We start from the raw sequence: 19,053 nt of genomic DNA, 5'->3' as shown, positions 1-19,053 counted from the left end.
TCACGTAGGCGGCCACCTCACCGTCAGCAGGCGGCTTAACACCCGCCTTAGCCTTGAAGCCCTGTGTGCAGAGGAGGAACGAGGAGAAAGGAACCGGGAACGAGGAGATAAAAATCCTCGTTCCTCGTTCCTAGTTCCTCGTTCCTTCTTCGACACACTTTCGGTCAACTGCTGAGGGGCTCCCTTCGATCAGCACAGATGCCCAGGCGGCGATCGCCTCGCCCTTCCCTATGGGGCCTAACCTTTCGGAGGTGGTGGCTTTAACGCTGACCTGATCGATTCGCAGATTGAGGGTCCCGGCGATGTTGGCCCGCATCTGATCTATGTATGGGGCGAGCTTGGGCCTTTCGGCTATGATGATCGAATCGACATTTGATATGCGGTATCTTCCCTCTATCATGCGTTTCACCTCGCCGAGGAGCTTTAGGCTTGATATCCCCTCGAACCTCGGATCGGTATCCGGGAAATGCCTTCCGATATCCCCCAGGGCGACCGCTCCCAGGATCGCATCACATATGGCATGTGCTAGCACATCGGCATCTGAATGGCCGAGCAATCCCCTCTCATAGGGTATCTCGACCCCGCCTAAGATCAGCTTTCGCCCGGCCACCATCCTGTGTATGTCGTATCCGATCCCTATCCGCAAAGCAACGTCCTCGCCAGAATCAGATCCTCGGGTGTGGTGATTTTGATGTTCTCGTAGCTCCCCATAACTACGTGGACTTTACCGCCCATCATCTCGACCAGAGCGGCGTCGTCTGTGGCCTCTATCCCCCTCTCAAGGGCGAGCTCGTGGGCCTTCAGGATCAATTTCTTTCGGAAGACCTGAGGTGTCTGGATCGCCCAGAGCCTGCTCCTTTCAAGCGTATGAAGGACGATCCCTTCGGGTGAAACCTCCTTGATAGTGTCCTTGACCGGCACGGCGGCTATCGCCGCTCCGGCCTTGAAAGCCCTCTCGACGCATCCTCTTATGATTTCATCCGTGACGAAGGGTCTCACGCCGTCATGGATGACCACCACGTCGGTCTTTTCACCCAACGTCCTTAATCCGTTATAGACTGAGCGTTGTCTCGTTTCCCCTCCTGAGACGACCTTGGTTACCTTGGTGAACTCGTATTTCCTGACGATCCTCCACGTTCTATCTACATCCTCGGCGGAGACAATGGGAATGATCTCGTCGATCAGATCGCACCTCTGGAATCTGGAGAGGGTATGGACGATGATGGGTTTATCGTTGAGGAGGAGGAAAGGTTTTTTAACCTCGCCTCCCATCCTCTCCCCGCGACCAGCCGCGGGTATAAGGGCGGACACCACCACTTTGTCTCTCCCTCTGTTCCTCTTCCTCCTCGTTAACCCGTGTGAAGATCATCCTTCCGGCGGCCGTCTGGAGGGTGGTCGTCACCTCGACCTGCACGGTCTGGCCCACATATTTTCTGCCGTTTTCGACGACGACCATGGTTCCGTCGTCCAGATATGCCACGCCTTGGTTGAACTCCTTGCCCTCCTTTATCACCTTGACGGTCATCGTCTCTCCGGGGAGGACGATGGGTTTAAGGGCGTTTGCAAGGTCGTTGATGTTCAGGACGGTGACGCCTTGCAGCTCTGCCACTTTGTTCAGGTTGAAGTCGTTGGTGATTATCTTCGCCTTCAGATCCTTCGCCAGTTGGACCAGTTTGGCATCCACCTCCTTGATCTCCGGATAGTCCTCGTCGATGATCTGCACGTCCACATCGGGGTTTTCCTGGAGCTCCCTGAGTTTATCCAGCCCCCGTCTTCCTTTGTTCCGTCTGAGCACGTCGAGGGAATCTGCTATATGCTGTAGCTCCCTGAGCACGAATCTCGGCACTATAAGGGTACCCTCCACGAACTGTGTTTTGCAGATATCGGCTATCCTGCCGTCGATTATAACGCTTGTGTCCAGGATCTTATATGAGGATTGGCTCGACTCGGTTTTTCTGGCGGGAGGTGCGAATCTAAGCAGACCTTTGTAGCGGTAAAGCGTCATCGCTCCCGAATATCCCAGTATGATGGAGATCGGAATGGCGATGTAGGGGCTGATGGGGCCGGGATGGGCGGATTTAACGAAATACATAACCAAAGCGGCACAGGCCAAACCCAGGCCCATGCCGATTGAGCCCAGGAAGAGATCTCTGACCCAGTCCCTCCTCACCGATATATCCAGTAGTATGAGTGCCCAAGCCGCCCCGAATCCTATCCCGGCTTCGATGTACCCTCCTCCGATTATGTATCCTATGATTGCGGAGAAAAGGGCGAATATAAACCTTGCCGGTAAGGCTTTGTTCTTCAATTTCCCTTCACCTTTTAACCAGGCCGACCGACCTGGGCTGGGTATTTGTAATCCGCCTTTTGTGAGGCTATCCCAACCCAGCAGGCGGTTTTCTGGAATAGCCCTTTCATTTTGAATTATACCATAGCCCCTATCGGCTTATCAATACGGTTTAAAAGCGCTGCTCGCCGAATAGGGCTGTGACTCCCGCATCTCTTTCAGTTGACGCTGATCGGCGGAGATGATAAAATGAGGTATGTCCCTTCAAGGCGATCGCGAGGGAGGAGCAAGATGACGAGAAACCTGATCCTGTGCGGTGTAGGTGGACAGGGAATACTGCTGGCCAGCACCGTCATCTCCAACGCCGCCCTCAGGAGCGGCTATGACGTCAAGACAAATGAGGTTCACGGAATGGCTCAGCGGGGAGGCAGCGTCGTCGCCCAGATCCGATTCGGCAAAGCCGTCCACTCGCCGCTTATCAAAAAGGGTACTGCCGACTATATGCTCGCCCTTGAGAAGATCGAAGCACTCAGATACGCCGACTACATGAAGCCGGACGGAATGGTGATCGTCGCCCGAACCGAGATCATCCCCGTCACCGTATCCACCGGTATGGCGAAGTATCCCGAAAACGTCGACGAGCTGCTGCGCGGGAGGTTTGAGAACCTATATATGGTCGATGGCCTCGCCATAGCTAGGGAATCGGGCGAGCCGAGGGCGGCTAACGTCGCGCTGATCGGAGCCCTTTCCAACTTCCTCCCCTTCGAGGAGAACGTGTGGGAGAAGGTGCTGAGCGAAACGGTGCCGACTAAAGCCCTCCAGGCCAACCTGAAGGCGTTTCAGAAGGGGAAAAGGGCTATTGGGAATTAGCGTTTAGAAATCCGATCCATTTCCTCAGACATTGACTTCAAACTGAAAGCGATGTTAAAATATAGTTGAAACATAATCTCAATTCCGGGTGAGGCATGGAGCAGACGATCCGGGCGTTTATAACCTTTTTGAAACGGAAAGGGTATAGGATCACCGAACAGAGGATCGCCGTTTTGAAGGAGGTCCTGTCGATAGAGGGCCATTTCGAGGCGAAGGATCTGTGCGAGAGGTTCGAGGATCGATCCGATGTCTCCAGGGCTACCATTTACAGGACGTTAAAGCTTCTGCTTGAAAGCGGACTGATAAGGGAGACGGTCAGCGATGAGAAGCATCCTCATTATGAGAAAACCATGGGAGGATTTCATGGCCATCTGATATGCTTAAATTGCGGGAGGATTGTCGAGTTTCCCGAATCAGGGGTGATGGATCTGCAGAGGGAGATAAGCGAAAGATACGGTTTCGAGCTGAAGTTCGGAAAGTTCGAGATCTTCGGCATATGCCACCGCTGCAGGGAGGATGGGAGATGAGGGGATCGTGTCACGGATCGGACGAGTCCCATCGTCGAGGTGAGGAGAAGCGGATCAAGATCGCCCTGGTGGGAAACCCCAACGTCGGCAAAAGCGCCCTCTTCAACGCCCTCACTGGCAGATATGTCACCGTATCGAACTATCCTGGCACCACGGTGGAGATCTCGAGGGGGAAAGCCCGTTTCGGCAACATAACGGCTGAGGTGGTCGATACCCCCGGCATATATTCCCTCCTGCCGATAACCGATGAGGAAAGGGTCGCCAGATCCATCCTGTTTCAGGAGAAACCGGATCTGATAATCCACGTCGTCGATGCCAAAAACCTTTCACGTATGCTGCCCTTTACGCTGCAACTGTTGGAGCTCGGCATCCCCGTAGTTTTGGATCTGAACATCATGGACGAGGCTGAAAGGGCGGGGATAAGGATAGACCTGGAAAAACTGGAGCGAATGTTGGGAATACCGGTCGTCGGCACGGTCTCCGTCACCGGCAGAGGTATCGGTGAGCTGAAACGGCGAGTGGAGGAGAGATTGGAGGACGGGAGTGACGAGGGGATTAGGATGAAGTATGGTGAGGAGATCGAGGAGGCGATATCTCAGGTGGAATCGCTGCTCGAGGGCGAGTATGAGATACCTAAACGGGTGGTCGCGCTGTTACTGTTACAGGATGACGCTGAGCTTGAAGGCAAGGTGAAAACGAAGGAGCGCTGGGCTAAAAAGGTGAACAAGGTGATCGCCTCCGCCAAGGCCAAGCTCAACCGATCCCTGCCTTACACTATCACCATGCAGAGACAAGCTCAAGCCGATTCCATAATCTCACAGACGGTCAGAATCGAGGAGGTTCAAAGGCGAGGGTTCGCCGAGGTGCTCAGCGATCTGATGATGAATCCATGGACGGGCACACCGATACTGCTTTTGGTCCTCTATCTCGGCCTCTATAAGCTCGTGGGGGGATTTGGCGCCGGGACGCTCGTCGACTTCATAGAGGGGGTGATCTTCGAGAGATACATAAACCCCTATGTGACGCTCTTCTTCGAGAAGATCATCCCCTGGCCCATACTCCAGGATCTCTTTGTGCATGAATACGGCATAATCACGTTAGGAGTTCGGTATGCCGTGGCGATAATCCTGCCTATCGTCGGGATCTTTTTCCTGGTCTTTTCGATCATGGAGGATTCGGGATATTTCCCCAGGCTGGCGATGCTGGTGGATCGGCTCTTCAAGAGGATAGGTCTCAACGGCAGAGCGGTTATACCGATAGTTTTGGGGTTGGGATGCGATACCATGGCCACGATCGTGACCAGAATTCTCGAGACGCGGCGAGAGAGGATAATAGCGACCTTCCTGCTGGCTTTAGCTATCCCATGTTCAGCCCAATATGGCGTGATAACGGGCCTCTTTTCGGGAAGACTGCCGGCCTTTCTGATATGGGGATCGGTTGTGGTGGGTATATTCCTGCTCTCCGGATATCTGGCATCCAAGCTCATGCCGGGCGAGGGGCCGACCTTCTATATGGAGATACCACCGCTCAGGCTGCCTAAGATCTCGAACGTGTTGAACAAGACCATGGCTCGGATGCAGTGGTATTTCGTCGAGGTTCTGCCGATGTTCATCCTGGCAAGCGTGCTGATATGGATCGGGAGGATAACCAGGATCTTCGATCTGCTCGTTAAACTGACGGGCTATCCCGTTCGCGCCATAGGGTTGCCTCCGGAGACGGCGAAGGCTTTCCTATATGGATTTTTCAGGCGGGATTATGGGGCAGCAGGGCTGTATGACATACAGAAGACGGGGCTTCTCGGCGACGCTCAACTGGTGGTGGCCGCCGTCACATTGACGCTCTTCGTGCCCTGTATAGCCCAATTTCTCGTGATGTGTAAGGAGCGCGGGTGGAAGGTCACTCTCTCGGTGGTGGGTTTCATAATCCCGTTCTCCTTTCTAGTGGGCTTCCTGACAAACCTGATCCTTAAGGCGGTGAATTTCGGATGAAATGTCCGTTTTGCGGCTTTGAATTTGACGAGAGAAACAGCCCGGCCTGCCGGAGCTGCCCTTTCGGCAGAAACTGCAGGCTGGTGAAATGCCCTAACTGCGGCTACGAGACGCTCAAGGAGGGGGAGGGGTTTATAACTAGATTGCTGAGGAGATTGCGCGATGAAGATAAGCAATCAGGCTCAGGAGATACTGGAAGAGATATGGACCGAAGAGGAGGAGGGGAATAAAACCATCACGCCAGATCACATAGGTGTTCCACCGGACGATGAAGCGATCAAAGAGCTGATAGATAAGGGGATATTGATTCTGAAGGACGGCAAGCTCGTTCTAACGCCGAAAGGACGTGAAGAGGCCAGAAACGCCATAAGACGTCATAGGCTTGCCGAAAGATTGCTTTATGACGTGCTGGAAACCGGCTCCCAGATCCTGGAGGACAGGGCCTGTAGGTTCGAACACCTGCTTTATGAGGGGATCGACGAAAGCATATGCACGCTCCTGGGACATCCCAGATTCTGTCCTCACGGGAAACCCATACCTCCAGGGGAATGTTGTCTGAGAGCAAGGGAGACGGGCGAAAGGGTGGTCTCGGCGTTGACCGATCTAAAACCCGGCCAGAAGGGGAAGATCGCATACCTCCAGGCGAAAAACTCCAAGGAGTTGCAAAAGCTGATGGCGATGGGTATCCTTCCGGGCACGCCCATAGAGCTGCGCAGACGGTTCCCCTCATACATCTTCAGGGTGGGATACACGGAATACGCCGTCGATCGCGAGACGGCGGATCAGATCTACGTGAGGCTGGAGAGATAACCCCCGATACCTTTTATCTTCTTCTCAGTATGGTCCCCCACTCGCCTGCGCCATAGACCGCTCCCTTAAGGTGGGAAAGTGAGAGCAGGGCGATCTTCACCCCCGTTTTCTCCCTGATCCATGTCCTTCCGCCGTCATCCGTCCTCAGGGCCACACCGTTATCTCCCACGATAAAGCCTTTCTTTTCATCCAGGAAGATGATGTCCCTCAGCGTGACCTCAACCTCACTTGGGATCTGCTTCCACGATCTCCCGCCGTTCTCCGTCCTGAGGATAATCCCGTCGTCTCCAACGATGAAGCCGATCTGCGGCGATATAAAGATCACCTTCCACAGGTCCCCCGTAACGCCACTGATGGAGAGCTTCCATGAAACGCCTCCGTTTTCCGACCTGATTATCCTGCCCGCTGATCCGCACGCCCACCCCCTGTTTTTGTCCAAGAAGAAGACGCTATAAAGATCATTCGGCACGCCGGCCTTATACACCCTACAGGTATCCCCTGTTGAAGTTGCGACTATGACCGTCCCTTTCGCTCCGACACACCAGCCCCTGCTTTTGTCCAGAAAGAAGACGCCGTATAGGTCAAGCGAGGTGCCGCTTGCCTTGATCTGCCAGCTCTCACCGCCGTCCGGGGTATAGATAAGGGCACCGTTTTCGCCGACGGCCCAGCCGTTTTGGTCGTCGGTGAAATAGACGTCTAGGAGTGTCGATTGTATCCCGCTTTTCACCTCCCGCCAGCGTATGCCGTCATCGGAGGTGAGCATGGCTCCGCTCTCGCCGACGGCCCAGATCCGCGAGTTCGTTCCGAACATAGCCCATATGGTCTCGCCACTGGACAGCACATCCCATCGTCTTCCGCCGTTGAGGGTATGGAGGATCAATCCCCTATCGCCTACAGCCCATCCCTCCCCCTCTGACGTGAAGAAGACGCCGTATAGGTGAAGGGAGACGTCCACCGATTGAGCCGTCCAGGTTCGCCCTCCGTTTCTGGTGTGGATTATCGCCGCCGTCTCGGGAAAATCCTTAAATCCCGGTGCATAACCGACGGCCCATCCTTCAAGCGGCGAGATGAAGTGGAGGTCATAAAGCCTGGCCTCCTCGTAGCTGACCTGATAGATCCAGCTCTTCCCGCCATCGGATGTGTGGAGTATCGTCCCCCCTGCCCCGATACACCAGCCGATCTCACCGTTCACGAAGAAGATCTTACGGAGGGAATCGACCGTATGGGATGGAAGCCGCGTCCAGCTCTTCCCGCCGTCTTCAGTTCGTATGATGGCGCCCTGTCCTCCACACGCCCATCCCAAGTTCCTATCTGCGAAGAAAACCGACCAGAGAGGGGTGTCCGATTGGACTGAGAGATCCTGCCAGGATCTCCCGCCGTCCTCGCTCCGGAAAATTCCTCCTTTTTCCCCCACAATCCAGCCGTGGTTCTCATCGATGAAAAAGACGGAATGGAGATTTTTCCGCGTGCCGGTTTTGGATCTCACCCATCCCCTGCCCTTGCTCCAACGGAGCGCTACCCCTTTATCGCCGACAACCCATATGGTTTTACCGGCTGAGGTGATATCGTGTAAGGTCACGTTCACCCCTGTGGGCACTTCGTTCCAGCTTTTCCCCCCATCGGTCGTGTGGGCGACGACGCCGCTCAACCCGCAGATCCACCCCTCCTTTGGCGATGTGAAGGTGATGCCTCGATAATGGGTCTTCCATCCCCGGCTTCGTATGAGCTGCCATTGACAGTTGGCATATGGGGGGATCTGGAGGATCAGGATTGAGATCAGGATGACGGCAAACCTACGCATAGAAGCCCTCCGATCACCATTGTTCGGCCAGGTTGTTGTATAAATCCCTGGCCAGCTCCTCGATGAGTTTCGCCTTGGCCTCCTCTTCCGTCTCAGGTTCGACGCCTCGTCCCTGGACGACATAGAAATCATGGCTCTCAACGTAATCCTGTTTGCTATCGATGATCCGTTTCTTCACGTTATCCTCGAAGGTATAATCTATCACCAAGGTCATCCTGTATTGTTCAGGGAAGTTGTTGACATCGAAGGATATAGGTTCGACCTTAAACTCTTTGATCGTCACCTTCAGGGTGGAATCTCCCCCCGGCCCCCATTTTTTCCTGAACTCCCTTCTCAAAGCTTCGGTAAGCGCCTCTTCATCCTCAAACAGAGGGCTTTGGTTTTCAACCGGCATGATATAGATACTCTTTATATGAGGCAGATAGTTCGATTTGGTCACATATCCGCAGCCGAGGAGGGTCAAAGATAAAAGGATAAAAGCTATGATTCCGAAGATCGGGAGGTTATTGCGTTTGTTGGGTTCATTGGGTTTCGTTGAACTCCCAACCCAATAAACCCTATGATAACGCAATAACGATCTGAGGTTATGGGCGAACGCCACGATGGGCCACTCTCCTCCTGAGGTTTAATATCGTATCCTTGGAACCCGAGGGCTCTTTTTAGACCTATCCCTCGATGAGGATCTATCGTTTCTTCTACCGCCGCCTCTACGCAATGTGGGTTTATGAAGGAGCGTCAGGTCCACCTTGCCGTGGTCGTCTATGCTTATCACCTTGACCTTGACGGTATCGCCTTCCTTGACCACATCCTCCACCCTTCGCACGTATCCGTCGGCGAGTTCTGAGATATGGATCAGCCCCTCCTGTCCCGGCAGTATCTCGACGAAGGCGCCGAAGGAGGTGGTTCTGGTGACCTTTCCGGAGTAGACCTTACCGACTTCGGGCATGGCGGCGATATCGTTTATCATCTTTTTGGCCTTTTCGGCGCTTTCGGCGTTAACGGCGGCGATTTCAACCACCCCGTCCTCCTGTATGGAGATGAGCACACCGGCTTCCTCCTGGATCTTCCTGACCACGCTTCCTCCGGGGCCGATGACCTCTCTGATCTTGGTGGGGTGGATCTTCATCGTGAATATCCTCGGGGCGTAGGGCGAGATATCGGGTCGAGGTCTATCGATCACCTCCGCCATCTTATCCAACACGATCATCCTCGCCTCACGCGCCTTATGAATCGCCCTACGCATGGTCTCGATCGTAATACCCTCTATCTTGATATCCATCTGTACGGCGGTGACACCCCGTTTCGTGCCCGCCACCTTAAAATCCATGTCGCCCAGGAAATCCTCCTCGCCGACCATATCGACGAGGATCACCTCTTTCTCCCCCTCTTTAACCAGTCCGACCCCAACTCCTGCCACGGGCTCTTTGATGGGGACTCCGGCGTCCATGAGAGCGAGCGTCGCGGAGCAGACGGTCGCCATGGACGAAGAGGCGTTTGACTCCAGTATCTCCGATACGACGCGGATCGTATACGGGAACTCCTCTCTGGAGGGTATCACCGGTTCAAGCGCCCTTTCTGCCAGCGCCCCGTGACCTATCTCCCTTCGGCTCGGGCCTCTTATCGGCTTGACCTCCCCTGTACAGAAGGGAGGGAAGTTGTAATGAAGGATGAAATGTTTCATCCATTCCCCTTCCAGGTCTTTGACCACCTCCTCGTCGGCGGATGTTCCAAGCGTGACGGTGCAGAGGGATTGGGTCTGTCCTCTGGTGAAGAGCGCTGAGCCGTGAGTTCTGGGAAGCACGCCGACCTCGGCCGTTATGGGCCTTATCTCATCCGGTGTTCTCCCATCGATCCTCTTCCCCTCCTCGATGATCGAACGACGCATCTCCTGTTTTTCAAGCTCGGATATAACCTCAGCTACATCCTTGGCGTAATCCGCGGGTTCCTGGTCATCCAGTTGGATCTCACCTATCAGCTCGGTGACGATATCCTCGACGATCTCCTCCATCTGTTCCCTTCGTTCCTGCTTGCTCGATATGCCGATGACATTTCTGATCCGTGAGAGCGCCAGATCCCTCGCTTTAGAGGTCACCGTCTCATCCCTCTCTCTGGGTTCGATGGGGCGTTTCGGTTTGCCGACGGCTCGGACGAGCTCTTCCTGGAGATCGATTATCGGACCGAGGTGTTCGTGAGCGAATTTTATCGCCTCGATCACCTCATCTTCAGGCACCTGATCTGCCCCGCCCTCCACCGACATGATGGCCTCCCTGTTACCCGTGACGAAGAGCTCTATGTCGCTCTCATCGATCTGCTGATAGGTCGGGTTGATGATGAACTCGCCGTTGATCCTGCCCACCGTGACGGCGGCGACGGGACCGTTGAAGGGGATATCCGAGATGCAGAGTGCGGTCGAAGCACCGATAAGCGCTATCGTCTCAGGCGGGTTCTCCTGATCGGAGGATAGCGTCATGGCTATGACCTGCACCTCATGTCTGAACTCTTTGGGGAAAAGAGGCCTGATACAGTGATCGATCAGCCTCGCTATCAACGTCTCGCCGACGCCGGGACGCGGTTCCCTACGACCGTATACCCCCGGAATTCTACCTATAGCATATGCTCTCTCCCTGTAATCCACCGTCAGGGGGAAGAACTCATCCTCCTCGATGGTCTCCTTCGATGCAACCGCCGTCACGAGCAGGGCTGTTCCGCCATACGTGATGAATACAGCGCCGTCCGCCTGTTTGGCCATCCTGCCGGTTTCGATAACCAGCGTTTCATTCCCTATCTTCAATTCGCGTCTTACTACATCCTCGCTCAAGCTAACTCCTCCTCCTTTTCAGGGCCCCAGCCTACCCTCTTCTTGAGAACGGGTCCCTGATACCGAGTTTGCTGATAAGCGCCTTGTATCGGTCGTAATCCTCCCTATAGAGGTATCTCATCAACCTTCGGCGCTTGCCGATCATTTTGAACATCCCCAGCCTCGAGTGATAATCCTTCCTGTGAACCTTGAGATGTTCGGTGAGATGATTGATTCGGGCCGTCAGGATCGCTATCTGTACCTCAGGTGAACCTGTGTCGTTTTCGGCTCTTTTGTATTCAGCGATCACAGACTGTTTCAGTTCCTTCAGTCCCACTTTATCCTTCACCTCCGATGGTATTCAAACAAAATATAACATAAAAAAACCATTTTGTAAATGGATCGTCCCTTACCGTTCCAATATCCTCCTGGCGATCCTCTCATCCTGCGCTAATTGCCCGGCGAGCTCCTCCGCCGAGGCGAATCGCCTTTCGCCCCTGATCGCTTCGGCGAACTCGACCTCCAGCCATCTTCCATAGATATCCCCGTTGAAATCCAAGATGTGAACCTCAATCCTCATCTCCCTGCCCTCGAAGGTCGGCCTTTCGCCTATGTAAAGGAGTCCGTTGAACCTTTTCCCATCAAGTTTAACCCGAGCGGCATAGACTCCCTTTGGGGGGAGAAGCTGATCGTCCGTATCGAGGTTCGCCGTTGGATAACCTATTTTTTTGCCTATCCTCTCACCCTTGATCACCCTACCGAGGATGGAGTATCTCCTCCCCAACATCCTCTCAGCCAGCCTTAGATCGCCAGCTTTGATCGCATTGCGCACCCTCGTGCTGCTGATCGGAGCGCCGTTAATTTTCTTTTTGGGCACCACATAGACGCTGAATCCGAACCTCCCTCCCATCTCCTTCAGCACCTCGACGTTCCCCGATCTGCCCTTGCCGAAAGAGCAGTCAGGACCGACCACTACCTTTTGGGCTCCGAGCTTTCCAACGAGGATCCTCTCGACGAACTCCTGCGGTGACATCTCGGCCAACTGCGGTTCCAGCTTGGCAAGCACCGTGACGTCCACCCCTAGCCCTTCAAATAGCTCCAGCTTTTTGGCCGAGAGCGTCAAAAGCGAAGGCGCCTTATCTGGGGCGATAAACCTGAGTGGGTGGGGATCGAAGGAGACGACGACGGATAACAGTCCACATCTATGTCCCTCCTCGACAACACGGCCGATGACGGCCTGATGTCCGATATGCACGCCGTCAAAGGTGCCAAAAGTAACTGCCGATAGGCCCTCAAGCGGCTTCATCCCTAGAAGCTCGGTAAACCATCTCACCCCGTATACCCCCGTCTCAGTATGTCGATTACCTCCTCTATCGAAAGGAGGTTCTCATAAGCTATTTGAGGATCAGACTCGATCAAACCCAGAGGCAGGGCCATCTCCAGTGTGAAGGGACCGGATCTGATCCGCCTGAGCCTGGACAGATGCCCACCACAGCCCAGCTCCCTGCCGATATCCGAGGCCAAGGTACGGATGTAGGTACCCTTAGAGCATACGACGCGAAAATCGATCTCCGGCGGATCGATCCGCAGTATCTCAAGCTCATATATCGTTACTTTCCTCGGAGGCCGTTCGATCTCCTGCCCGCTTCTGGCGAGCTTATATAGTCTCTTGCCGCCAACCCTTATGGCCGAATACATGGGAGGGATCTGAACGATCTCGCCTATGAACCTGGAGGCGACCTCCCTCACCTGTTCCTCGGTGACATTCACCTCGCTCCGTCTGATGACCTTGCCGCTTGCGTCCTGGGTATCGGTCTCTATGCCAAGCGTGATGGTGCCGATATACTCCTTATCCCCCTCTATCAGATACTGGAAGAGTTTGGTCGCCCTTCCAAGGCAGACGATCAAAACCCCGGTGGCGTCCGGGTCGAGCGTGCCGCCGTGTCCCGCCTTTCTAACGCCGAAGATCCTTTTGACCCTGTCTACCGCCCGCCGAGACGTGATTCCAGAGGGTTTATCTAGGATGATCACGCCGTTGACGGGCGGGCCTTGAGTCTCACTTTTCACCGAAAAACGCCTCCTTAACGACATCCATCACCGCTTTGATCGCCCGATGGATGGGGAGATCGATCGTGCAGCCGGCAGCCCTCTCGTGGCCGCCGCCGTCGAAAAGGGAAGCTATCCGGGCGACGTTAATCTCATTCCTCGAGCGCAAACTCACCTTCGTTCTCGATGGATTTAACTCCACGAACATCATAGCAACCTCGACCCCGTCTACGGATCTGACGTGGTTTATGAACCCCTCCAGATCCTCTAGGCCGGTTCCCGTCCGTCTGAACATCTCCCCAGTCACATATATCCAGGCGATCCTCCCCGATTCGTCCAGTCTGAGCGTGTTCAGTGCCTCTCCCAGCAGTTTAACCCTCCCGAAGGTGTTGGTCTCATACACCGTTTCATAGATCCTTTGAACGTCCACCCCTTCTTGAACTAGATCCGCCGCCGCTCTGAGACAATCGGGCGTGACATTGGAAAATCTGAATCCACCTGTGTCCGTCAGTATCCCCGTGTACAAACAGACGGCTCTCTCTCTGCCGAGAGGTATCCTCATCAGCCTGATGAGTCGGAGGATTATCTCGCTTGTGGCGCAGGCGTCCGGATCGATGAAATTGAGGTCCCCGAACGGAAGGCACTCGGAATGATGATCGATGTTCAGTATCCCCCTCTCCGGTTTTATCGATCCGGCCAGATCCCTTCCTATCCTTTCGAATCCGCCCGCATCAAGCACGATCAAGTATTCCGGACGATAGGATCGCCCTTTTTCATGCCGCTGGATTATACCGCTGAAGGGCAGGAAACGGTAGATCCGCGGAACCGGATCGGTGTTGACCGCATCAACCGATTTCCCCATATCCCTCAGCAGCGAATACAAAGCCAGTTGTGAACCCAGCGCATCCCCATCGGGATTCACGTGTGTGCTTATCAGAAACCGATCTCCCCTTCTGAGCAGATCGGCTATCTCATTTAGATTCGTCCTCGGTGTCCGGGTGCAATTCATCCTGGATGCTTTTGAGAAGCCTGTCCACCCTCATCATATGATCGATCGATTTGTCGATGAAGAACCTTATCTCCGGCGTATACCTAGCCGAAAGGCTCTGACCGAGTTCGGTTCTGATGAACCCGGCAGCCCTTTTCAGCCCCTCAAGACACTCCCTCTCCCTTTCCTCTCCCCCCATAACGCTCACCCAGATTTTGGCCACTCTCAGATCATTGCTCAACTCCACCCTCGTGACCGTGCAGAAGCCGACCCTCGGGTCCTTGATCTTCCTCTGTATTATCTCGCTTATCTCACGTTGGATAAACGGGGCGAGTCTATCTATCCTTCTCATATGATCTCCACCTCGTAGTCGAAGGTCTCATAGATGTAGTTCTGACCTACGAACTCTATGATGTTGGACATGATCTTCCGTGCATGTCCCAAGCTGTTCGAGACGCAAGCTATACCGATGGTGATCTGTCTGATGGAGTTGTGGTTATCCACCTCGGCGATGGAGACGTTATACCGGCTTTTGATCCTATCCCTGATGCTGTTTACGACCTGTCGTTTCTCCTTAAGTGAGCCTCCGGAGGGCAGGACAAGATAGAGAGTGCAGATCCCAACCACCATGATTTCACCCTTTTACCTTCTGACCAGCTCGACGGTAAAGCATTCGAGGATATCGCCCTCTTTGAAGTCGCTGAAGCTCTCCATACCTATGCCGCACTCGAAACCCTCTTGCACCTCTCTCACGTCCTCTTTGAACCTACGCAGGGAGTCCAGTCTCCCCTCATATATGAGGACACCATCGCGGATAACCCTGAGGTTTCCCCCTCTCACCATTCTGCCCTCCAGTACATAGCAACCTGCGACTCTGCCGAATCTGGGGACGCTGAATACCTGTCTGACCTCGGCTCTTCCCAGTATGACCTCCCTCTCCTCCGGCTCCAACATGCCGAGCAGGGCATCTCTCATATCGGACAGCAGCTCGTATATCACCCTATAGGTTCTGATCTCAACCCCTTCCCCCTCGGCGAGTTTAGCGACCTTCCCGCTGGGGCGGACGTTGAAGCCTATGATGATCCCGCCTGAGGCTGAGGCGAGCATCACATCGCTTTCGGTTATCGATCCGACGCCCCTGTGGATGATATCCAGTTGGATATCGCTCTCCACCCTCTCCTGAAGCCTCATCAGGGCATCCGAGACGGCCTCGACCGTCCCCTGCGTATCCCCCTTGAGGATGACCAGGAGCTTCTTCTCCTCCTCTTCCCTCATCATGCTGAAGAACTCGTCGAGCGAGACTCCCTTTCGTGAGCCGAGATTTTTGAGCCTATGTTCCTCCTGGCGCTGTTCGCTGAGCTTTCTCGCCTCCTCCTCGTCCATCACGGCCAGCTTGTCTCCGGCCTCCGGCACGCCGTTTATCCCCATGATCTCGACGGGAATGGAGGGTCCTGCCTCCTTCACCCTTTTCCCCTTATCGTCCGTCATCGCCCTGACCTTGCCGTCATAAAGGCCGACTATGAAGGAATCGCCTACCCTCAGGGTTCCCTCCTGCACGAGCACGGTCGCCACAGGGCCTTTACCTTTATCCAGTCTGGCCTCTATCACGATGCCCCTAGCCGGTTTATCGGGGTTGGCCTTCAGTTCAAGCAGATCGGCCAGCAGAAGTATCATCTCCAGCAGATCTTCGACGCCATCTCCTCTCTTGGCCGATACATCCACGTATATCGTCTCTCCGCCCCACTCTTCGGGCACAAGCCCGTGTTCGGAGAGCTGTTGTCGGACTCTATCTGGTCTGGCTTCGGGAAGGTCTATCTTGTTGACGGCCACGATGATCGGGACGTTTGCGGCTCTGGCGTGATCTATCGCCTCCACCGTCTGGGGCATAACGCCGTCATCGGCGGCTACGACCAGGACGACTATATCGGTGACCTGAGCTCCTCTTGCCCTCATGGCGGTGAAGGCCTCATGGCCGGGGGTGTCTATAAAGACTATCTTCCTGCCGTCGTGAGTCACAACGGACGCGCCGATATGTTGTGTTATCCCTCCGAACTCCTGCTGTGTAACGTTCGTCTTTCTAATGGTATCCAGAAGCGTGGTTTTGCCGTGGTCGACGTGTCCCATGACGGTGACCACGGGTGGACGCAGCTGAAGGGCTTCCTCCTCTTCCTCGTCCTCCGGGCTTTCACCTTCGACCTCGGGCTCGGCCTCTTCCTCATCCCTCACCTGCAGGTTAAACTCATCGGATATCAGGGCTATCGCTTCGGCATCCAGTTTCTGGTTAACGTTGGCCATCACGCCATGTTTCAGCAACTCCGTTATCACGTCTGCCGGATCAGCCCCGATCAGATCTGCCAGTTCGCCGACGGAGATACCTGGTCGGACAGAGATGGGCTCCGATTGATCCTCCCTTTCCTCCTGTGCCCTCCGGTCTTCGAACTCGGCTATGACCAATTCAACGGTTTCCGGATCGAGGGTGCTCATATGTGTTTTTATATCGACGCCGTATTTTTTAAGCTCCTCGATCATCTCCTTGCTCGATATGCCGAGCTTTCTAGCCAGTTCGTAAACCCTTGTCATATGCGCCTTTGCCGTTTTCCCTCTGGATTTCCCCATTATCGATCCCTCCCCGATATCTGCCGAGAAGTTCCAGGAGCTGAGCCTTGAGGGAGTCTATACGGTCCTGATCGAGCTGAGCCCGGAGGAATCTATTCAATTTCTTCGGGTTCATAGCGGCCTGAATGCATTTTGGATTTGGGCAGACATAAGCGCCTCTGCCCTCTCCTTTCGCGTCGAGGCTGATCAACAGCCTACCGTCCTTGGTATGGCCTATCCTGATGAGATCCCATTTTTGGGATTTTCTGCCGCATCCGATACAGGTTCTAATTGGAGCTTTCCTCATCACCTTCCCCCGGCTCATCTGTCAGGCCGAGCATCTCCATTGCGGCCTTTTTGATCCTCTCGGCGGTCTTCGTCCCGATTCCGGGCACCTGTGCCAGCTCATCCAATCCCGCGTGAGCGATCGACTCGACCGAATCAAAGCCGCTCTCGTGAAGCCCATCCGCCAATTTCGGTCCGATCCCATCTATCGATTTCACCTCCGGTTCCTCTTCATCCTTGAAGAGGGATTTGACGATAACCTCTTTCAGCTCCTCCTTCATCTGAGATTCGCTCTTTATATCTATCTTCCAGCCCGTCAGCTTTGCCGCCAGACGGGCGTTCTGACCTCTCTTACCTATGGCGAGCGAGAGTTGATCGTCCGGAACGACCACGCGGGCGATTTTATCCTCCTCGTCGATCATCACCTTGCTGACCTTGGCGGGGCTGAGGGCGTTTGCCACGAAGATCGATGGATCGGGGTTCCATTCTATGATATCTATCTTTTCCCCTCTCAACTCCCTCACTACGGCTTGAACCCTGGAACCCTTAATCCCCACAAACGTTCCGACCGGATCTATGTTCTCCTCGGTGGCCAGGACCGCCACCTTTGATCTCTCGCCCGGCTCACGGACGATGCCGACGATTCTGACCAGCCCCTCCTCTATCTCCGGCACCTCCGCCTCGAAAAGCCTGGCGACGAGTCCGGGATGTGTCCTGGAGAGGATTATAAGCGGCCCTCTGGGGGTTTGATCAACCCTGAGGACATAGCTTCTCAGTTGATCCCCCCTCATGTAGTTCTCCTTCTGGATCTGCTCCGACTTCGGTATAATCCCCTCAGTCCTCTCCAGATCCACGATTACGTTACCTCCCTCTATCCTCTGGACGATCCCCCAGACCAGCTCGCCCTCTTTCTCCTTATATTCGGCATATATGTTCTCCCTCTCCGCATCGCGCAGTTTCTGAATGAGGATCTGTCGGGCTTTCTGAGCGTCAATCCTCCCGAAATCCCTGGGGTCCACCTCCACCTCCAGCATATCTCCGACCTTCGCCTCGGGATCGATCTTCCTGGCCTCCTCTATCGGTATCTCGGTCAGATAATCGTGCATTATCTCGACCACCTTTTTGGGCACGGAGATCTTTATCTCGCCCGTTTCCTCGTTGATCTTGACTGAGATCGATCTTCCGGGACCGTATCGTTTCCTCATGACAGCCAGCAGGGCTGATTCTATGGCATGGAGCAGAACCTCGGGAGGGAGGTCCTTTTGACTTACTATCCTTTCGATGCTTACCAAGAGATCGTTGCTCATATTCATCCCCAACCTTATTAAAACTCTATCTCCACCTTGCCGGAGACGATCTGGCCTATCGGCACCCTGACCGTCTCCTCATCTTTTTTGCCCCTTTTGAGCTTGAGGGATATCTCCCCGTCCTCCACGGAGATCAACCTGCCCGAGATGCGTTTGCTTCCCATCACCGGAGAGATGGTCTGCAGGGTCACCTTCTCGCCGATCACCCTTCGGAAATCGGATTCCGATTTAAGTGGCCTATCCAATCCGGGCGAGGCCACTTCGAGCGTGTAATCCCCACCGAGCACTCCGTTTACCTCCAGAACCGGCTGAATGGCATAGCTCACCTCAGCGCAATCTCTGAAGGTCACGCCGCCGGGTTTATGGATATAGACGGCTACGATCCTCCGTCTTGAGCTTCCTTTCACCTCTACGTCTACGAGCTCATATCCGTCCGATTCCAGTATCGGCCTTATGAGCTGAGCTATTCTATTCCGAAGCATCATCCGATCGATCGTCCCCCGATAAAATAAAAGAGCGGGCTTAAACCCACTCTCTTTGCAGGAATCATCCCCATATCGATCAGACCAGAAATATGTTAACATAATTGATCCCAGAATTCAAGTCTAACTCGTAAAGGGTCAGGGCTTTTCAACGCTTTGATAAGGGTAAAATCTCCCCTCCTGGCACCAAAGGCCGAAAAAGAATCAAATCTTTTCATCTTCTCATCCCTATCCTTCTACCTTTATCACCTCTCTTTCCTTTAATCTCCC

20 protein-coding genes are annotated in these 19,053 nt (G+C 54.4%); 4 read left to right on the top strand and 16 right to left on the bottom strand.

Annotation, left to right across the window (positions count from 1 at the left end):
• Positions 1-130 precede the first annotated feature (130 nt).
• Genes J7M22_02370 through J7M22_02360 form a run of 3 tightly spaced genes read right to left on the bottom strand, consistent with a single transcriptional unit; the run spans position 131 to position 2,308 of the window.
• A complete protein-coding gene (locus J7M22_02370) occupies positions 131-613 on the bottom strand; it encodes a 2-C-methyl-D-erythritol 2,4-cyclodiphosphate synthase (GenBank protein ID MCD6505448.1) in 483 nt (160 codons plus the stop codon).
• 23 nt (positions 614-636) lie between these two features.
• On the bottom strand, positions 637-1,272 hold the full coding sequence (gene ispD / locus J7M22_02365; protein MCD6505447.1) for a 2-C-methyl-D-erythritol 4-phosphate cytidylyltransferase: 636 nt from the start codon (positions 1,270-1,272) through the stop codon (positions 637-639).
• A complete protein-coding gene (locus tag J7M22_02360; GenBank protein ID MCD6505446.1) occupies positions 1,256-2,308 on the bottom strand; it encodes a TRAM domain-containing protein in 1,053 nt (350 codons plus the stop codon). The genes ispD and J7M22_02360 overlap by 17 nt, the downstream gene beginning before the upstream one ends.
• Before the next feature lie 270 nt (positions 2,309-2,578).
• On the opposite strand from J7M22_02360, the gene J7M22_02355 reads away from it, so the two are divergent.
• The 4 genes from J7M22_02355 (at position 2,579) to J7M22_02340 (ending at position 6,482) form a co-directional block, all read left to right on the top strand.
• Entirely contained in the window at positions 2,579-3,157 is a 579-nt protein-coding gene (locus J7M22_02355) for an indolepyruvate oxidoreductase subunit beta (GenBank protein ID MCD6505445.1), read from the top strand.
• A 95-nt stretch (positions 3,158-3,252) separates the two neighbouring features.
• A complete protein-coding gene (locus J7M22_02350; GenBank protein ID MCD6505444.1) occupies positions 3,253-3,684 on the top strand; it encodes a transcriptional repressor in 432 nt (143 codons plus the stop codon).
• The gene (gene feoB, locus J7M22_02345; protein ID MCD6505443.1) at positions 3,654-5,672 is read left to right on the top strand and encodes a ferrous iron transport protein B; all 2,019 of its coding nucleotides are present in this window, start codon (positions 3,654-3,656) and stop codon (positions 5,670-5,672) included. Before J7M22_02350 ends, feoB begins: the two co-directional genes overlap by 31 nt.
• Positions 5,673-5,834: 162 nt before the next feature.
• Entirely contained in the window at positions 5,835-6,482 is a 648-nt protein-coding gene (locus J7M22_02340; protein MCD6505442.1) for a metal-dependent transcriptional regulator, read from the top strand.
• 13 nt (positions 6,483-6,495) lie between these two features.
• Here the strand turns inward: J7M22_02340 and J7M22_02335 are convergent, their stop codons facing one another.
• From J7M22_02335 to J7M22_02275, 13 genes are all read right to left on the bottom strand, one after another.
• On the bottom strand, positions 6,496-8,283 hold the full coding sequence (locus J7M22_02335) for a hypothetical protein (GenBank protein ID MCD6505441.1): 1,788 nt from the start codon (positions 8,281-8,283) through the stop codon (positions 6,496-6,498).
• Positions 8,284-8,296: 13 nt separating this feature from the next.
• Positions 8,297-8,884 (bottom strand): LptE family protein, encoded by a 588-nt coding sequence (locus tag J7M22_02330; GenBank protein MCD6505440.1) that lies wholly within the window; start codon positions 8,882-8,884, stop codon positions 8,297-8,299.
• A 24-nt stretch (positions 8,885-8,908) separates the two neighbouring features.
• Positions 8,909-11,032: a polyribonucleotide nucleotidyltransferase gene (pnp, locus tag J7M22_02325; GenBank protein ID MCD6505439.1), complete on the bottom strand. Its 2,124-nt coding sequence runs from the start codon at positions 11,030-11,032 to the stop codon at positions 8,909-8,911.
• 100 nt (positions 11,033-11,132) lie between these two features.
• Positions 11,133-11,411 carry a 30S ribosomal protein S15 gene (gene rpsO, locus J7M22_02320; protein MCD6505438.1) on the bottom strand — a complete coding sequence of 93 codons (279 nt, stop codon included), beginning with the start codon at positions 11,409-11,411 and terminating at the stop codon, positions 11,133-11,135.
• Between the two features lie 78 nt (positions 11,412-11,489).
• The gene (locus J7M22_02315) at positions 11,490-12,413 is read right to left on the bottom strand and encodes a bifunctional riboflavin kinase/FAD synthetase (GenBank protein ID MCD6505437.1); all 924 of its coding nucleotides are present in this window, start codon (positions 12,411-12,413) and stop codon (positions 11,490-11,492) included.
• Entirely contained in the window at positions 12,410-13,171 is a 762-nt protein-coding gene (gene truB, locus J7M22_02310; protein MCD6505436.1) for a tRNA pseudouridine(55) synthase TruB, read from the bottom strand. The genes J7M22_02315 and truB overlap by 4 nt, the downstream gene beginning before the upstream one ends.
• Positions 13,137-14,135, bottom strand: coding sequence for a bifunctional oligoribonuclease/PAP phosphatase NrnA (locus J7M22_02305; protein MCD6505435.1), 999 nt, complete (start codon positions 14,133-14,135; stop codon positions 13,137-13,139). The genes truB and J7M22_02305 overlap by 35 nt, the downstream gene beginning before the upstream one ends.
• Positions 14,098-14,466: a 30S ribosome-binding factor RbfA gene (gene rbfA, locus J7M22_02300; protein ID MCD6505434.1), complete on the bottom strand. Its 369-nt coding sequence runs from the start codon at positions 14,464-14,466 to the stop codon at positions 14,098-14,100. The genes J7M22_02305 and rbfA overlap by 38 nt, the downstream gene beginning before the upstream one ends.
• Entirely contained in the window at positions 14,463-14,744 is a 282-nt protein-coding gene (locus J7M22_02295; protein ID MCD6505433.1) for a DUF503 domain-containing protein, read from the bottom strand. Before J7M22_02295 ends, rbfA begins: the two co-directional genes overlap by 4 nt.
• Before the next feature lie 12 nt (positions 14,745-14,756).
• Complete coding sequence (infB, locus tag J7M22_02290; GenBank protein MCD6505432.1) at positions 14,757-16,694, bottom strand: translation initiation factor IF-2; 1,938 nt, start codon at positions 16,692-16,694, stop codon at positions 14,757-14,759.
• Positions 16,669-17,016 carry a YlxR family protein gene (locus tag J7M22_02285; GenBank protein ID MCD6505431.1) on the bottom strand — a complete coding sequence of 116 codons (348 nt, stop codon included), beginning with the start codon at positions 17,014-17,016 and terminating at the stop codon, positions 16,669-16,671. Before J7M22_02285 ends, infB begins: the two co-directional genes overlap by 26 nt.
• The gene (nusA, locus tag J7M22_02280; GenBank protein ID MCD6505430.1) at positions 16,997-18,307 is read right to left on the bottom strand and encodes a transcription termination/antitermination protein NusA; all 1,311 of its coding nucleotides are present in this window, start codon (positions 18,305-18,307) and stop codon (positions 16,997-16,999) included. The genes J7M22_02285 and nusA overlap by 20 nt, the downstream gene beginning before the upstream one ends.
• Before the next feature lie 11 nt (positions 18,308-18,318).
• On the bottom strand, positions 18,319-18,783 hold the full coding sequence (locus J7M22_02275) for a ribosome maturation factor RimP (protein MCD6505429.1): 465 nt from the start codon (positions 18,781-18,783) through the stop codon (positions 18,319-18,321).
• Between the last annotated feature and the right edge of the window lie 270 nt (positions 18,784-19,053).

The organism is Candidatus Poribacteria bacterium (assembly GCA_021162805.1).
Lineage (GTDB): Bacteria > Poribacteria > WGA-4E > B28-G17 > B28-G17 > JAGGXZ01.
This window is presented reverse-complemented; position numbering and strand designations above follow the sequence as displayed.